General features: G+C 70.8%; 12 protein-coding genes. 6 read left to right on the forward strand and 6 right to left on the reverse strand.

From position 1 onward, the window contains the following. Nucleotides 1-242: 242 nt before the first annotated feature. Nucleotides 243-1,229, forward strand: coding sequence for a heme o synthase (locus ACWDSJ_RS16375; protein WP_387365778.1), 987 nt, complete (start codon nucleotides 243-245; stop codon nucleotides 1,227-1,229). 132 nt (nucleotides 1,230-1,361) lie between these two features. Here ACWDSJ_RS16375 and ACWDSJ_RS16380 read toward each other — a convergent pair whose 3' ends face one another. Continuing rightward, nucleotides 1,362-2,900: a hypothetical protein gene (locus tag ACWDSJ_RS16380; protein WP_450032761.1), complete on the reverse strand. Its 1,539-nt coding sequence runs from the start codon at nucleotides 2,898-2,900 to the stop codon at nucleotides 1,362-1,364. Between the two features lie 117 nt (nucleotides 2,901-3,017). Continuing rightward, entirely contained in the window at nucleotides 3,018-4,445 is a 1,428-nt protein-coding gene (locus ACWDSJ_RS16385) for an FAD-dependent monooxygenase (RefSeq protein ID WP_450032763.1), read from the reverse strand. An 84-nt stretch (nucleotides 4,446-4,529) separates the two neighbouring features. On the opposite strand from ACWDSJ_RS16385, the gene ACWDSJ_RS16390 reads away from it, so the two are divergent. Beyond that, nucleotides 4,530-5,129, forward strand: a complete 600-nt coding sequence (locus tag ACWDSJ_RS16390; protein ID WP_450032765.1) for a TetR/AcrR family transcriptional regulator — start codon at nucleotides 4,530-4,532, stop codon at nucleotides 5,127-5,129. Nucleotides 5,130-5,171: 42 nt separating this feature from the next. Here ACWDSJ_RS16390 and ACWDSJ_RS16395 read toward each other — a convergent pair whose 3' ends face one another. Beyond that, entirely contained in the window at nucleotides 5,172-6,137 is a 966-nt protein-coding gene (locus ACWDSJ_RS16395) for a quinone oxidoreductase family protein (protein ID WP_450032767.1), read from the reverse strand. Nucleotides 6,138-6,184: 47 nt separating this feature from the next. Between ACWDSJ_RS16395 and ACWDSJ_RS16400 the strand changes: the two genes are divergently transcribed. Then, nucleotides 6,185-6,529: a hypothetical protein gene (locus ACWDSJ_RS16400; RefSeq protein WP_387365793.1), complete on the forward strand. Its 345-nt coding sequence runs from the start codon at nucleotides 6,185-6,187 to the stop codon at nucleotides 6,527-6,529. A 30-nt stretch (nucleotides 6,530-6,559) separates the two neighbouring features. Next, the gene (locus ACWDSJ_RS16405; protein WP_450032770.1) at nucleotides 6,560-7,435 is read left to right on the forward strand and encodes a class I SAM-dependent methyltransferase; all 876 of its coding nucleotides are present in this window, start codon (nucleotides 6,560-6,562) and stop codon (nucleotides 7,433-7,435) included. Here the strand turns inward: ACWDSJ_RS16405 and ACWDSJ_RS16410 are convergent. Beyond that, nucleotides 7,396-9,258 carry a glycoside hydrolase family 15 protein gene (locus tag ACWDSJ_RS16410; RefSeq protein WP_450032772.1) on the reverse strand — a complete coding sequence of 621 codons (1,863 nt, stop codon included), beginning with the start codon at nucleotides 9,256-9,258 and terminating at the stop codon, nucleotides 7,396-7,398. The two genes, ACWDSJ_RS16405 and ACWDSJ_RS16410, sit on opposite strands and share 40 nt — an antisense overlap. Before the next feature lie 30 nt (nucleotides 9,259-9,288). Here ACWDSJ_RS16410 and ACWDSJ_RS16415 point away from each other — a divergent pair, with 30 nt between their 5' ends. Then, nucleotides 9,289-9,813 (forward strand): potassium channel family protein, encoded by a 525-nt coding sequence (locus ACWDSJ_RS16415; RefSeq protein WP_450032774.1) that lies wholly within the window; start codon nucleotides 9,289-9,291, stop codon nucleotides 9,811-9,813. On the opposite strand, the gene ACWDSJ_RS16420 is transcribed toward ACWDSJ_RS16415, so the two are convergent. Beyond that, the gene (locus ACWDSJ_RS16420) at nucleotides 9,803-10,264 is read right to left on the reverse strand and encodes a PLDc N-terminal domain-containing protein (RefSeq protein ID WP_450032776.1); all 462 of its coding nucleotides are present in this window, start codon (nucleotides 10,262-10,264) and stop codon (nucleotides 9,803-9,805) included. The genes ACWDSJ_RS16415 and ACWDSJ_RS16420 overlap by 11 nt on opposite strands. Nucleotides 10,265-10,378: 114 nt before the next feature. On the opposite strand from ACWDSJ_RS16420, the gene ACWDSJ_RS16425 reads away from it, so the two are divergent. Continuing rightward, entirely contained in the window at nucleotides 10,379-10,792 is a 414-nt protein-coding gene (locus ACWDSJ_RS16425; RefSeq protein ID WP_450032778.1) for a DUF7144 family membrane protein, read from the forward strand. 18 nt (nucleotides 10,793-10,810) lie between these two features. On the opposite strand, the gene ACWDSJ_RS16430 is transcribed toward ACWDSJ_RS16425, so the two are convergent. Next, nucleotides 10,811-13,267: a LuxR C-terminal-related transcriptional regulator gene (locus tag ACWDSJ_RS16430; RefSeq protein WP_450032780.1), complete on the reverse strand. Its 2,457-nt coding sequence runs from the start codon at nucleotides 13,265-13,267 to the stop codon at nucleotides 10,811-10,813. Between the last annotated feature and the right edge of the window lie 17 nt (nucleotides 13,268-13,284).

Consider the following 13,284-nt stretch of genomic DNA (forward strand, 5'->3'; position numbering starts at 1 on the left):
GGCGGCGGCTCGAGATTACCCACCACCCTAGAGGTGAGCGTCACGCCGCGATACGGGAACCCGCCCGTACCCCGAGCCGTGTCGCCCCTTCGTTACGGTGAATGATTACCGCGCTGAACGCGCACCATGCCTGCGGCACGGGCGGATTCGCGGCGGGTGGGTCCGGGGCCCGGCCCGCCGGGGTCTACCATCGTGCGTAGTAGTTCCCATCGGATCGAGTGCACCACCTGCGAGGAGAGACAGTGCGGATTGGGCAACAGCCGGGTGGTGCGCATGGCTCCTCCGCGACGGTGCTGGCCGACCGTGTCACCGGCACGGGTCCGGTCGCGGCGCTGACGCGGCGGGTGCTGGCCTACATCGCGCTGACCAAACCGCGCGTCATCGAGCTGCTGCTGGTGGCGACGATCCCGACGATGCTGCTGGCCGACCGCGGGCACATCGATATCCGGCTCATCCTCGCGACGCTGTTCGGCGGCTGGATGGGCGCGGCGAGCGCCAACACGCTCAACTGCGTGGCCGACGCCGATATCGACAAGGTGATGAAGCGGACCTCGAAGCGGCCCTTGGCCCGCGAGGCGGTGCCGACGCGCAACGCGTTCGTGTTCGGGGTGCTGCTCGGGGCGGGGTCGTTCGCGTGGCTGTGGTGGCAGGCCAATCTGCTGTCCGGCGCGCTGGTGGTGGCGACGATCCTGTTCTACGTCTTCGTCTACACGCTGGGCCTCAAGCGCCGCACCTCGCAGAACGTCGTCTGGGGCGGCGCGGCCGGATGTATGCCGGTCCTGGTCGGCTGGTCCGCGGTCACCGGAACCATCGGCTGGCCCGCCCTCGTGCTGTTCCTGGTCATCTTCTTCTGGACGCCCCCGCACACCTGGGCCCTGGCGATGCGCTACAAGGAGGACTACCGCGCCGCGGGCGTCCCCATGCTCCCCGTCGTCGCCACCGAGCAGACGGTCACCAAACAGATCGTCATCTACACCTGGCTCACCGTCGCCGCCACCGTAGCCCTCATCCCCGCCACGGGCGTCGTCTACGCCGCCGTCACCATCGCCGCCGGAGCCTGGTTCCTCCTCATGGCCCACCAGCTCTACTCCGGCGTCCGCCGAGGCGAATCCGTCAAACCCCTCCGCCTCTTCCTCCAATCCAACAACTACCTCGCGGTCGTCTTCTGCGGCCTCGCCGTCGACTCGGTCCTCGGCTGGCACACCATAGGCCACACCCTCCTCCACTGACCCCAGGTCCACGAACACAGCCGCACCCTTTATTCGAATCCGCACCCCTTGTAGAGCTATGGAAGGGGTGCGGATCCGAATAAGGGGTGCGGCTGGGTTCGTGGACCTTTGAGGGACGGGCGGTTTGGAGGGTCAGCTGGGGCAGGGTTGGAGGGGGTAGCAGGCGGGGCCGGGGGTTTGGGTGGGGATGGTGCGTTCGGGGGCGGGGGTGAAGGTGGTGGGGGCGGGGTGGCCGGAGGTGGGGGAGGAGGGGGGTGGGGTGGTGTGTTTGGTGTTGCCGCCGGTGCAGAAGGCGGCGAGGGCGAGGATCAGGACCAGGAGGACGAGGATGATCAAGGGGGTGATGCCTCGGCCTCGGGGGCGGGGTTCCTTCGGGGGGCGGGGGTCGAAGGGGACCGAATAGGGTTGGGGGGTGGGGGCGAATTGGGGGCCTGGGGTGGAAGATGGTGGGCCCGAGGGGAATTCGCGGGTGGCGGTTCGGGGGGTGGCGCCGGGGGAGCCCGGGGGGATGGGGGCGCCTTGCGGGTTTGTCGAAGTGGCTTGTGCCGCAAGGGGTGTGCCCGGGGCGGGGATCGGTGCGCCTCGGTGCGGGATGGGTGCGCCTTGGCCTGGGATGGGTGCGCTTTGGCCGCCCATCGGTACGTTTTGTCCGGGGATGGGTGCGCCCTGGCCGCCTATCGGTGAGGCTTGTCCTGGGATGGGTGCCCCTTGGCCCCCCATCGGCGCACCTTGCCCCGGGATGGGTGCGCCTTGGCCGCCCACCGATGCGCTTTGTCCGGGGATGGGTGCCCCTTGGCCCCCCATCGGCGCACCTTGTCCCGGGATCGGCGCACCTTGTCCACTCATCGGCGCGCCCTGCTGCCCGGAAAACGCCGCGCCAGACGGCGAATACGCGCCCCCGGGCTGCGGAATCGGCACACCTTGCTGACCCTGCCCCGAAAAGCCCGCCCCGGGTTGCGGAATCGGCGCGCCAGGCGGAACGGAAGCTCCCTCCGCACGATCCGCGGGCCGGGACGGTGTCCGATCCGCCCGCGGCGCGGGAAAGCCCTCCGCCGTCAGATCCGAATACGTTGCGGCGGCGGCGAATCCGAGCGCGCCCAGCGCCTGACCCACCTGCGCCGCGTTCCACGAATCCGGCGCGCCCTCGGTGATCCGCGCGACGTAGGACCGCAGCGAGGACGGCCCGTCGCCGACCACCACATCGATCCCCTCCGGCAACTCGCCCTTGTCCAGCGAGATGCGGGTGCCCAGTTGCGGAATCACCAGCACCACACCGATGACCCCCACGCCCTCCCGGCCGGGCGCGGCCCGCAGCAACTGCTGGATCTCCGCGGTCCGCTCCCGAATCTCCCCCATCGCCTCGGTCCCGGACTGCGCCCCCTCGAGCGGTGCGACGCGCCCATCGATCGTCCACGGCTCGTGCGCCGAGACGGCCAGCGTCCCGTTCACCCGCTCGGTGAATCCCTTGACCGTCATGACGACACAGATCTTGGGCGTCCACACGATCGCGTCGGTGCCGCCCGCCTTGATCACCGCGATGCCGGGTAACGCGTGCGCGCCGGTCCACGACTTGAGCCAGTTCACCACCGTCCGCTCGGTGGCGGACAGCCGTGACGGGTCGTCGTTGCGGACCTTCACCAACATCGTGATCAACCCCTGTCGAGCCCTCATCCGGTGACCGCCCGAGCGGCCGTTCGACCACGGTACGACTGTTTCGGCGAACCGGGCGAATCGGCTTGTGCGGCAGCACAGATCATCCAGCATCCGCGCCGCCGCGTCACCCCGGGGTCACCCCTCCCGACGCCAGGCCAGATAACCGTCCGGCCGCACCAGGATTCGCGTCCCGGGCGTCGCGTCATAAGCGGCGAAGGCATGCCCGTCGACGGCCGCCAATTCCGCACCCACCGGCGCGCATTCGGGCCCGACGATCGAGAACGCCCTGGTGTGCGCGTCGGTCTCGCCGACGGGCGCGTCGAATGCCAGCAGCGTGGCATGCGGCCCCCGGAACAGATCGAACAACCGCACCGACCCGCCGTCGGCCCGCCGCAGCACCGAATCCGGCGCCCGATCCCCCGCGACCAACCGCCCGGTCTCCTCCCCGGTCCGATAGCTGACGTCCAACTGCATCGTCGTCTCGTCCCGCTCGAGCGCGGCCTCGTCCCCGGCCTTGTGCCGATCCAGCAGGTCGGTGCTCACCCCCAGCACCCGCGCGGCCACCGCGCGCCGCTCGGATTCGTAGGTGTCGAGCACGTCCGCGCGCCCGTCCAGCGCGGCCGCGAGCTTCCACCCGAGGTTGTAGCCGTCCTGCACGCCGGTGTTCATGCCCTGCCCGCCGGTCGGCGGATGCACGTGCGCCGCGTCGCCCGCCAGGAACACCCGTCCCACCCGGAACCGTTGCGCCAGACGGATATTCGGCCGCCACGCCGAGGCCCACACCGGTTCGCCGATCGTGATGTCGGTGCGCCCCGAGTACCGGTCCAGCACGCGCTGCATCACCTCGCGGGTCGGTTCGGACTCCGCGAGCGGCGCGATGAACTGGAACAGCCGATCCTCGGGCAGCGGCGTCAGCGCCACGCCCTCCATCGGCGCGGCGGCCCTCGCGAACCAGTACCCGTACGAATGGTCGAGGGCGTCCGCGCGCACATCCCCGATCAACATGCGGAACTCCTCGTCGGTGGTCCCTTCGAACGCGATCCCCAACGTCCGGCGCACCGTACTGGCCCCGCCGTCCGCGCCGACGAGATGGTCCGCCCGCACGGTCTCGACCCCGCCGGGACCCGCCAGCGAGACCGTGACCCCGTCCTCGTCCTGCGTGAAATCCGTGACGGCCGTGGACAATTCGACCTTCACCCCGAACTCACCCAGCCGCTCCCGCAGAATCCCCTCCACCTGCGACTGCCCGAGCACCCACGCGTTCGGGTACGGCACCGCCGCCGTCGGCTCCCGCAACTCCGCGCGTCGCCGCTCGCCGACGAACTCGCCATCGAGATGAATCCGCATCGCGGGCGCGTCCTCGCCCGCCGCGAGCACCGCCCCGATCACGCCGAGATCGTCGAACACCTCGAGCGTGCGCGGCTGGATCCCGTCCCCGCGCGACCCGACGAAGAACTCCGCCGCCTTGTCCACGATCCGCACCGCCATACCGCGCCGCGCCAGATCGATGCCGAGCGTGAGCCCCGTCGGACCCGCTCCGGCTATGAGTACCTGCGTAGACATGGTTCCCTCCAATACTGAATTCAAATTCACTGAATCTGAATTCACTATCCTGGTTGGTAGGGTCCGCTGTCAAGGAGGTGAGGGATGGCCCGCCGCAAGGAGCAGTCGGCCGAGACCGAACAGGCGTTGAAGGACGCCGCGCGCCGGTTGTTCGCCGAGCGCGGCTATCTGAACACCAAGATCACCGACATCACCGCCGCCGCGGGGCGCTCGGCGGGCTCGTTCTACAACCACTTCGCCGGCAAGGAGGAACTGCTCCAGGCGTTGTTGCGCGACTTCGGCGAGGAGGGCGACATCGCCGCCGACGCCGCGGAGCACAGCCCGGACTTCACCGATCCGGCTGCGGTGCGCTATCACGTCCGCAACTACTGGAACTTCGCGCGCGCCCACTGGCCGGTGCTGCGCGCGGTCGGCCAGGCGGCCCTCGTCAACGACGAATTCGCCCATGTCGCGGCGCGATTCGCCGCCGAGGAACGCGCCGAACTGGCCGATCACCTCGACGGCTTCGACGCCGCCGGGCTGACCCTGCCCAGCACGCCCGACGCGAGCCTCGCGATGGCCTTCCTGATGGTGCAGGCCCTGCTCGAGGCCGTCGAGGAGGGCGCGCTCGCGCTGACCGACGCGCAGGCGATCGACGGCCTGACCCGATTCATCTACCGCGGCCTGACCGGGCGCGACTACTGAATCGCAACGGCCGCAACACCATTCGGGGCCGCGGTGAAACGCCTACGGCAGCAACACGATCGACCCCGTCGTGCGCCGGGACTCCAGATCCCGGTGCGCGCGTTCGGCTTCCGCGAGCGGATAGGTCGCGCCCACCCGCAACCGCAGCGTCCCCGCCGCGAGGGCGTCGAAGACATCGCCCGCGCGCCACCGCAATTCGTCCTGGGTGCGGGTGTAGTGCGCCAGCGTCGGGCGGGTGACGAACAGCGACCCCGCGGGATTGAGCCGTTGCAGATCGAACGGCGGCACCGGCCCGCTCGCCGCCCCGAACAACGCCAGTGTGCCGCGAATCCGCAACGCCGCCAGACTCGCCTCGAAGGTGTCCTTGCCGACGCCGTCGTACACCGCCGCCACGCCCTCGCCGCCGGTCAGCTCCCGCACCCGCGCGGCCAGATCGTCGCCGTAGCGCAGCACCTCGCTCGCGCCCGCCCGCCGGGACAGCGCCTCCTTCTCGTCGGTGGAGACGGTCGTGATCACGCGAATGCCCTTGACCGCCGCCAACTGGGTCAGCAGCAGGCCCACCCCACCGGCCCCGGCGTGCACGAGCACGGTCTCGCCGGGCTCGGGCTTGTACACCGATTCGATCAGATAGTGCGCGGTCATCCCCTGCAACAGCGCCGACGCCGCCACCGCGGGCTCGACCCCCGGCGGCACCGGAATGGCGACCCGCGCGGGCACGACGACCCGCTCCGCGTAACTGCCCGGGGCGTCGGCCCACGCCACCCGGTCCCCGACCCGGAACTCCTCGACATCGGGACCGACGGCCGCCACCACGCCCGAACCCTCGGCCCCGGGAATGTAGGGGACCTCGCGCGGATAGCGGCCGGTGCGAATGTAGGTATCGATGAAATTGACGCCGATCGCCTCGACGTCGACCAGCAGCTGCCCCGGGCCGGGCTGCGGATCGGGCACCTCCGCGGGCTTCAGGACCTCGGGACCACCGTGCTCGGAAACCTGGATGGCGCGCATGGAATCCAGTTCTACACCCGTGCTTACCCGTCGGTAAACTGATCTCCATGACCGACACCGCCACCGCGACCAAGCCGTCGTCCGCCGTCATCGACTCGGTGCGCAAGTTCGCCGCCGCCCACGGCGGTTCGGCCACCGCCGTCCTGCAGCCCATCGGCCGGATCGGCGTGCGCATCACCCTGGTCGGCGCAGACGGCGTGCTCGGCGACCGGGTCGTCGACGACCTGCCCACCGCCAAGGCCGTGGTCGCGGCCGTCGACGGGGTCACCGAGACCGAGCACTGGGACCGCGACCTGAGTGCCGCCGCCACCCCGGCCAAGGGGCATTGGGCCAAGATGGCGGGCTGGGTCGCGCGGCAGAGCCGCTACCCCAAGGCGCGCAACGAGCGCTGATTCCCCGCGGCCCGACCATAATGGGCGGGCATGACGGAGAAGAAGGCGAGCTGGACCGCCGTCCTGGTGTGCCAGGGTCGCGCGGTGGCCGACGGACGGCTCGCGGTGGGCCGCTTCGCGGACCCGGTGGCCGTGCGGCTGCTGCGTCCCGACGAGCGGGCCGCGGTGGACCGGGCCCGCGCCGGGGAGCAACCCCGTGGCTGGCGGGAACGGATGGAGTACGAACTGCTCGGCGGCACCGCGGGTGTCCTGGCGGTCCGCACCGTCGTCATCGACGACGCCGTTCGCGCACAAGGCAATTCGCAGCTCGTGCTGCTCGGCGCCGGACTGGACGCCCGGGCCTGGCGGATGAGCGAACTGGCCGAGGTCGACGTGTTCGAGGTCGATCATCCCGCCTCCCAGGCCGACAAGCGCGACCGCGTCGACGGCCTGACGCCGGTCGCGCGATCGCTCACCCACGTCGCGGTCGAATTCGGCCGGGACGCACTGGATTCCGCGCTGCGGTCCGCCGGATTCCGGGATGCGCTGCCCACCACCTGGATCTGGGAGGGCGTGCTGCCGTACCTGACCGACGCCCAGGTCGCCGCGACGCTCACGGTCGTCGCCGACCTCTCCGCCCCGGGCAGCCGCCTCATCGCGACCTATCCCACCCGCAATCGCCTCGCGGGCCTGGGCCGCCACGCGCTGCGGCTGTTCACCCGCCTCACCGGCGGCGGCGACCCCCTCCGCCACGAACCGCACCTGTCGACCTGGTCCCCGCAGGAGATGCGCGCGCTGCTGAACGACCACGGCCTCACCGTCACCGACGACCGCGAATTATTCGGCGCGGCAACCGAATTGGGGATACCGGTGCCGCAGTCCCGCGCCTACGGGCTGGGCCGGGCGGTGATCGCGGACAAGTCGTAGTCCTCGCCCTCGCCGTCGAGCGCGCGATCGAGGGTGAGGGCGGCATCGATGAGCGCCAGATGGGTGAACGCCTGCGGGAAGTTGCCGAGTTGTTCGCCGGTGACCGCGATCTCCTCGGCGAACAGGCCCAGGTGATTGGCGTAGGTGAGCATCTTCTCGAACACCATCCGGCCCTGGGTGACCTTGCCCGCGCGGGCCAGCGCGCTCGCGTAGTTGAACGTGCACAGCGAGAAGGTGCCCTCCGCGCCCGCCAGCCCGTCGGGCGAGGCGGCCGGATCGTAGCGATGCATCAGGCTGTCGGTCACCAGCTCGTGCCGCATCGCGGCCAGGGTCGACAGCCACTGCGGATCGCCGGGCGCGACGAATCCGACCTGCACCATGCGCAGCAGCGACGAATCCAGCACCTCGCCGTCGTAGCGTTGCACGAAGGCGCGCCGGCGCGGACTCCAGCCCGACTCCCAGATCTGGGTGTGGATCAGCGCGCGCTGCCGCCGCCAGGATTCCACCCGCCCGGGCAGGCCGTGCCGGTCGGCCAGCCGGATCGCCCGATCGAACGCCACCCAGCTCATCAGCCGCCCGTAGGTGAAATCCGCGCGCCCGCCGCGGGTTTCCCAGATGCCCTCCTCGGCGCTGTCCCAGTGCGTGGTCAGCCAGTCCAGCAGCGCGGTGAGGTCCTGCCAGCCCGCGTGCCCGATGCGCAATCCGGCGCGGTCGGCCTGGAACAGGGCGTCGAGCAGTTCCCCGTAGATGTCGAGTTGCCGCTGTCCGGCCGCGTCGTTGCCGATGCGCACCGGCCGCGAACCCCGATAGCCCGCCCAGTGGTCGAGGATCTCCTCGCGGAGGTCGGTCGACCCGTCCACCCGGTACATGACCTCGAGCGGATCGCCCTGCGCGCGATAGCGATTGCGCAGCCAGCGCGCGAAATCCGCTGCCTCCTCGGTGAATCCGAGCGACAGCAGCGAGGTGATGGTGAAGGAGGCGTCCCGGATCCAGGTGTAGCGGTAGTCCCAGTTCCGTTCCCCGCCGAGCTCCTCGGGCAGGCCCGCGGTGGCCGCCGCGATCGGCGCCCCGGTGGGCGCGTAGGTCAGCAGCCGCAGGGTGATCGCGGAGCGGTGCACGACCTCGCGCCACCGCCCGCGATAGGTCGATTTCGCCAGCCAGCCGTGCCAGAACCGGACCGTCTCGTCGAACAGCTCTTCGACCTCGGCCACCCGAATCGCGGTGGGTGCCTGGCGGATTCCGGTGTCGAGCACGAAGCCGCGGACCTGTCCCGCCGACAGCGGCAACAACCCCTGCAACGCCCCCTGTTCGGTGATCTGTAGCTGCGCCAGCCGCGCGTCGCCGGGCTCGCGCACGCCGTGCAGGGTGAGGCCGAGGTCGCCGCCGTCGAAGACCGCGCCGTCCACAGTGGTCCGCACGGTGTGCGGGCGGCGGCCGTAGTCGAAGGCGGGCAGAATGTCCAGTTCGAAGGTGATCCGGCCGCGCACGCACCGCAGCAGGCGCACGATCCGGTGGGTGCCGGTGCTGTCCTTACCGGTGGGCGGCATGAAATCGACGATCTCGCCGGTGCCCGCGTCGGTCGCGAACCGGGTGATGAGCACGGCCGTGTCGGGGAAATACATCTGCCGCGCGCGATAGGGCCGCTGCGCGGGCCGAATTCGGCAGTGCCCGCCGCGGCGGTCGTCCAGCAACGCGCCGAAAACGCTCGGCGAATCGAAACGGGGACTACAGAACCAGTCGATATCCCCGTCGATACTCACCAGGGCGGCGGTCTGCTGATCGCCGATCACACCGTGGTCGGCGATGGACGGATGAGCGGTCACGGCATCTCCTTTCCGGTAGCGTGGGCACCGATGTCGCGAAATCGCGTTCTCTGGTGGAATCTCGTGTTACGCCCGGCGCTCACGCTCGCGGTGTTGGTTTCGGCGTATTTCCTGCTGCCCTTCACCCGACTCGCGCGGGTGCCGGAACTGCTGGTCACTATCGCGGGCATCGTGGCGGTTGTGCTGGTGTGCGCGTGGGAGATTCGCCGGATAATGCGCGTCGATCGTCCCGTCGCCCAGGCCGTGGAGGCCCTGGTGGTCACGGTCGGACTGCATCTGCTGACCTTCGCGACCGTCTATTACCTGCTCGCCACCGAAATGTCGGGCGCCTTCGATACGCCGCTCACCCGGCTCGACGCGTTGTATTTCTGCGTCACCGTTTTCGCGACCGTCGGATTCGGCGATATCGTTCCCGTCGCGCAGGCCACCCGGGCCGTGGTGACCGTGCAGATGCTCGCGAACATCGTGCTGATCGGATTGGCGCTGCGGCTGGTGACGGTCTCGGTGCGCATCCGCCGTGACCGGCGGGACGCGCCCGGCCCGTTCAGCGGATGATCCGCCGCTTGATGTCCTCGAACTCCGCCGAGTCGATCGTGCCCTGATCGAGCAGCAGCTGCGCGTCGCGCAGCCGGGCCGCCTTGTCCTCGTTGGCGATTCGGCGGATGTGGTCGTCCTCGGCGCGCTCGTGCTCGGCCACCGCCAGCGCCGTGCGCTCCGCCATCGCGCGCCCGTGCACGACGATGTAGATCAGCGCGGTGACGAACGGGAACACGATCAGGCACACCACCCACAGCGCCTTGATCCAGCCGGAGGTCCCCGGGGTGCGGAAGAGGTCCCTGATGATCGAGAACAACAGCATGAGATACGCGAAGATCAGGAATGTCAGGATCATGAACCAGACGATCTCCCAGAACGCCATATCGCTCACCTCTCCGTGCGGGCCGCGCTCGCGGCGTGATCGGGTCGTGTCCTCGACCCTGCCGCGGCGGTGTCCGCGAAACCTCATGCGCGCCGGGTGAATCCGGCGCACCGCGAAGTCATCCGTTGCGGGCGAGGCGATTTCCCGGCGAGAGGCGCACGTTCGAAGACGTTCACCCGCTCGCGACGAAAGGAACGGACCGTGACGCACGCGTCGGAAATCGAGTACCCGGAACGCCGATCCCGGGTGAGCGGTGGTGCGCTCGCCGCCGCGATTCTGCTGTTCACCGTCGGCGCCCTCGATATCCTGCAAGGGATTTCGGCGGTCGGTGCCGATCAGTTGTACGTCGTAGGCGTCGACTACGTCTACAGATTCGACACCACGGCGTGGGGCTGGATCCACATCGTGGTCGGAATGGTGTTGGTGCTGTGCGGCATCGGGCTCACCAGCGGCACGACCTGGGGTCGCGTGGCGGCGATGACGGTCGCCGCGCTGTCGATCGTGGGCAACTTCATGTCGCTGCCCTACTATCCCGCCTGGTCGATCCTGGTGATCGTGCTGGACGTGGTCGTGATCTGGGCGGTGGCGGCGTCCTGGCCGGTCGCCCGGTCCTGATCGCCGGGGCGGGGGCGCTCACAGCAGGCCGCTGCGCCGGGCCAGCTCCAGCGCCCCCGCCCGTGAGCTCGTGCCGAGTTTGCCGTAGATGCCGCGCAGATGCGTCTTCACCGTATTGATCGACACGCCGAGCACCTCCGCGATCTGCTGCGCGGTCCGCCCGGACGGCAGCTGCGCCAGGACGGTCAGCTCGGTCGCGGTGAGGCTGGGCCGCGCGGTGTCGCGGCGCATCCCGGGGTGGCGGCGCATGTGCTCGACGAACGCGTCGTCCCGGCCGAAGGTCCCGACATGGATGTCGAGCAGCGTCCCCGCACCCGGCACGTCGAGGAACGGGCGGACGATCCGATCGGCGGCCGCGGCGCGCACCGCGCGCACGATCGCCGACCGCGCCCCCGCCGAATTGCCCAGCGCCGCAACGGATACCGCCGTCACCACCCAGCCCGTCACCAGATCGAGCGTGGGCAGCGTCTCGGTGTCGACCAGCAGCGGCTCGACCAGCGTGCGCGCGGTCTGCGGGCGGCCCGCGACGGCGAGCAGGGCGCGGGCGAGGACCACATCGGTGGTCTCGCCGAGCACGCCCGTCGCGTGCTCGATCAGCAGCCGGGCCGAGTGCACGGCATCCACGGTCACCAGGGCCCGGACCACGTGCGGCAGGAACCGCCCGGCGGCCAGCGATGTCGACGGCGGCTCCCGCAGCAGCAGTACCATCGCCCGGCGCAGCGCCTCCGCGGCGTCGTACCGATCGTCACCGGCGGCGAAGGCGAGCAGCCGGGTCACCACCTCCGTCCGGCGATCGACCGGCGCGCCGGTCGAATCCGGCAGCGGCGCAAGCGGTTCCGACACCCGGACGTGTCCGCGCAGGTAGTCCGCGAAGGCCCGCATCGCCCGCGCCTGGGCGGCGTCCGCGCAGTCGCCGATCCCGTGACTCGCGGCGGTCCGGACCGCGGTGTCGGCGTGGTGCCGCATCGCGTCCACGGAATCGCCGACCGCCGCGACCACGGCCAGCCGCGCCCCGGCCCGCACCGCCAGCCGCGCGTTGCCCGCGCAGTCGGCCAGGGCGAGGCCGCGGCGCAAATGCCGTGTGCCCGAGCCGATGTCGCCGCGCGCGGCCAGCACGGTGCCGAGCTGGACGGCGAGGTAACCGTCGATATCGGCGTGACCGGTCGGCTCCGGCGGTGCGAGCCGGAAATCGGCCGATCCGGTGCCGGTGGCCAGCGCGATCCCGGCGGTGACCGCGAGCGTCGAGGCGACGAGGAAACCCTCGGGCGCGATCGGGTCCGCGTCGGCCCGCCTGCGCAGGGCCGGATCCAGATGCGCGATCGCCGCCGCGACATCGCCGTGCTCCAACGCGTGCACCGCCCGCAGGACCGCGAGAAACGGGCCGTCCGGCACCGGTTCGAGGTGCGCGAACAACGCCGGACCGGCACCGCCGAGCACGATGCGCAGGGCCCGCTCGCGCAGAAAGGCGTGCAGCGGAGCCGGATCCGGCGCCCGGACCAGATGGGGGAGCGCGAGCAGGGGCAGATCCGCCGTCACGAACCATTGCGCGGCGCGCGAACCCAGCTCGGCGAGATCCGGATCGCCGCGGCGCCGCCGCTCGGCGAGCAGCCGCGCCCGCAGCGCCGGGTGATAGCTGAACCAGAGTTCGGCCCCGCGCGCCCGCGTGTTCAGCGGGACCCCGCGGGCGCGGAGTTCGTCCAGCGCGGGGGCGGCGGGCGCGCCGGTGAGATGTTCGGCCAGCGCCGCGGGGAAGGCGGCGGGCACGCTGGTGATCGAGGCGAACTCGCGTACCCATTCGGGCAGCGGCGCGAGCACCGCCTCGGTGAGGAACGCCGCGACCTCGGGGGTTCCCTCGGCCCATTCCGCCAGTGCCGCGGCGCGATCGGGCCGGGTCGCGAAATGCGTCGCGGCCATCCGCACCAACACCGCCCAGCCCTGGGTCGAGGTCATCACCGCGGCCAGCTCGGCCTCGGTGAGCCCGCACCCGGATCGGCGGAACAACTGCGCGGCACGCACCTCCGTGAAGGCCAGCTCCCGGGCCGAGATCCGGGTCAACCGGCCGCGTAACTCCAGGTCGTGCCAGGGGATCGGTGGATCGTGGCGTCCGGCGAGCACGGTTACGAGCCGGTCCGGAGCCGCGCACAGCAGCCGGTGCAGTTCGGCCGCCGCCTCCGCCTCGCGCATGCGGTGCGCGTCGTCCAGCACGAGCACCACCGGACCGCCGGGATCTGGTGAAAACGCCTCGCGCACAAGGCTTATCGCGTCGTGGCCGTCCTCGACACGCACCCACCGGATGCGCGCGTCCGGACACGAGCGGCGCAGATGGCCGCCGAGCCAGTCGGCGACCAGGGTCGTCTTGCCGGTGCCCGCCGGGGCGGAGAGCAGGACCACCTGCCCGTTCGCGGCCGCCAGCGCGGCATCGAAACGGACGTAGAGTTCGGGACGGCGTAGCGGTGTACGAGCGGAATTCACCATCGGACCTCCCTCGATCA

Source organism: Nocardia sp. NPDC003482 (genome assembly GCF_053588115.1).